Here is a 3,346-nt window from a genome sequence, read left to right as displayed (position 1 = left end):
ACCCCTTAGCAGAGGGTCCCCTTATAGCCACTTGGGTATCTCTCCATGATCATTAGAAACAATGGATGCATTGCTCCCTGAAAACTAGATCCGAAACTTCACTTTACGCTTGAGCAGCGCGTCTCACTCGCTTTCACTTGCAAGACCTTTCTTGGATAAGCCCTCGACCGATTAGTATTCGTCAGCTCCATACCTTGCGGCACTTCCACCCCGAACCTATCTACCTCGTCGTCTACAAGGGGTCTTACTAATTGGGAAATCTCATCTTGAGGGGGGCTTCGCGCTTAGATGCTTTCAGCGCTTATCCCTTCCGTACGTAGCTATCCAGCCGTGCTCCTGGCGGAACAACTGGTACACCAGCGGTACGTCCATCCCGGTCCTCTCGTACTAAGGACAGCTCCTCTCAAATTTCCTGCGCCCACGACAGATAGGGACCGAACTGTCTCACGACGTTCTGAACCCAGCTCGCGTACCGCTTTAATGGGCGAACAGCCCAACCCTTGGGACCTACTTCAGCCCCAGGATGCGATGAGCCGACATCGAGGTGCCAAACCTCCCCGTCGATGTGGACTCTTGGGGGAGATAAGCCTGTTATCCCCAGGGTAGCTTTTATCCGTTGAGCGATGGCCCTTCCATTCGGTACCACCGGATCACTAAGCCCGACTTTCGTCCCTGCTCGACCTGTTTGTCTCGCAGTCAAGCTCCCTTGTGCCTTTACACTCTGCGAATGATTTCCAACCATTCTGAGGGAACCTTAGGGCGCCTCCGTTACATTTTAGGAGGCGACCGCCCCAGTCAAACTGCCCACCTGACACGGTCCCTGCACCGGATCACGGTGCGAGGTTAGAACTCGGATACGATCAGGGTGGTATCCCAACGTCGCCTCCACACAAGCTGGCGCTCATGCTTCAATGGCTCCCACCTATCCTGTACAGATCGTACCCAAGTTCAATATCAAGCTGCAGTAAAGCTCCATGGGGTCTTTCCGTCTTGTCGCGGGTAACCTGCATCTTCACAGGTAGTAAAATTTCACCGGATCTCTCGTTGAGACAGCGCCCAAGTCGTTACGCCATTCGTGCGGGTCAGAATTTACCTGACAAGGAATTTCGCTACCTTAGGACCGTTATAGTTACGGCCGCCGTTTACTGGGGCTTCGGTTCATAGCTTCACCTTGCGGTTAACCACTCCCCTTAACCTTCCAGCACCGGGCAGGCGTCAGCCCGTATACTTCGCCTTACGGCTTCGCACAGACCTGTGTTTTTGCTAAACAGTCGCTTGGGCCTTTTCACTGCGGCCCCCTCGGGCTATTCACCCTACCGAGGCACCCCTTCTCCCGAAGTTACGGGGTCATTTTGCCGAGTTCCTTAACGAGAGTTCTTCCGCGCGCCTTAGCATACTCTGCTCGCCCACCTGTGTCGGTTTGCGGTACGGGCACCTTCTCCCTGGCTAGAGGCTTTTCTTGGCAGCTTGAACTCATGACCTTCGCTACTGTAATTTTCGCTCCCCATCACAGCTCAGCCTTAACAGTGTGCGGATTTGCCTACACACCAGCCTCGCTGCTTGGACGGACATCCATCAGTCCGCGTCACTATCCTTCTGCGTCACCCCATTGCTCATAACGGTTCACGGTGGTACTGGAATTTCAACCAGTTGTCCATCCACTACGCCTTTCGGCCTCGCGTTAGGTCCCGACTTACCCTGAGAGGACGAGCCTTCCTCAGGAACCCTTAGGCTTTCGGCGGACAAGATTCTCACTTGTCTTTTCGTTACTTATACCGGCATTCTCACTTGTGTAGTGTCCAGCGCTCCTTACGGTACACCTTCAACCTCTACACAACGCTCCCCTACCCAAGAACAATCTAGTTGTTCGAGCCATAGCTTCGGTGGCAGGTTTAGCCCCGTTACATTTTCGGCGCAGAGTCACTCGACCAGTGAGCTATTACGCACTCTTTCAATGGTGGCTGCTTCTAAGCCAACATCCTGGTTGTCTGGGCAACTCCACATCCTTTCCCACTTAACCTGCACTTGGGGACCTTAGCTGATGGTCTGGGCTGTTTCCCTCTTGACCATGGATCTTAGCACTCACGGTCTGACTCCCGGATATAAGTCTGTGGCATTCGGAGTTTGACTGGACTTGGTAACCCTTGGCGGGCCCCGCACCCAATCAGTGCTCTACCTCCACGACTCTTAACTCCGAGGCTAGCCCTAAAGCTATTTCGGGGAGAACCAGCTATCTCCGAGTTCGATTGGAATTTCTCCGCTACCCCCACCTCATCCCCGCATTTTTCAACATGCGTGGGTTCGGGCCTCCAGTGCGTGTTACCGCACCTTCACCCTGGGCAGGGGTAGATCACACGGTTTCGGGTCTACGTCCACGTACTCAAGTCGCCCTATTCAGACTCGCTTTCGCTGCGGCTCCGGCTCTTCACCTTAACCTTGCACGGGAACGTAACTCGCCGGTTCATTCTACAAAAGGCACGCCATCACCCATAAACGGGCTCTGACTTTTTGTAAGCACACGGTTTCAGGTTCTATTTCACTCCGCTCCCGCGGTTCTTTTCACCTTTCCCTCACGGTACTGCTTCACTATCGGTCACTAGGGAGTATTTAGCCTTGGCAGATGGTCCTGCCGGATTCCCACGAGGTTTCACGTGTCTCGCGGTACTCGGGATCCGTCTACAGGTTTCGCAGATTTTCGGTTACGGGATTGTTACCCTCTGTGATGAGCCTTTCCAGACTGCTTCACCTATTCTGCTAACCCGATGTTGACGTCCCACAACCCCTAAGAGCAAGCTCTTAGGTTTGGGCTGTTCCGCGTTCGCTCGCCGCTACTGACGGAATCACTATTGTTTTCTTCTCCTGAGGGTACTTAGATGTTTCAGTTCCCCTCGTATGCCTCCTCGACAGCTATGTATTCACTATCGGGTACATGAGCATTACCTCATGCGGGTTCCCCCATTCGGACATCCCCGGATCAAAGCCTGCTTACGGCTCCCCGAGGCATTTCGTCGTTCGCCACGTCCTTCTTCGGCTCCTAGTGCCTAGGCATCCTCCGTGTGCTCTTATTAGCTTAACCAATTCCGCTAATAAGTCCTATCCGTTAGGATAGATCTATGTGGATTTGTTACTCAACCGAAGTTAAGTAACGCTGCTCTAAACATTTGTTTCGTTTCGGTATCTAGTTGTCAAGGAACAAGCTTTACAGAGAGAAGTTTATCCTCTCAAAACTGATCAACGAGTGAGCGTTGTTGTTGCCATTGGCAACGTATATTGCTGATACGCTTCGTTTGCAGAAGCGGTATCTCCATAGAAAGGAGGTGATCCAGCCGCACCTTCCGATACGGCT

1 rRNA gene is annotated in these 3,346 nt (G+C 53.0%); it reads right to left on the bottom strand.

Features of this window, described 5'->3' with window-relative positions:
• Positions 1-151 precede the first annotated feature (151 nt).
• Positions 152-3,076 (bottom strand): 23S ribosomal RNA (locus tag OB236_RS35090).
• Positions 3,077-3,346 lie beyond the last annotated feature (270 nt).

This window comes from Paenibacillus baimaensis (genome assembly GCF_025567575.1).
Note: the sequence above shows the minus strand (reverse complement) of the source record. Positions and strands in the feature narration are given on the sequence as shown.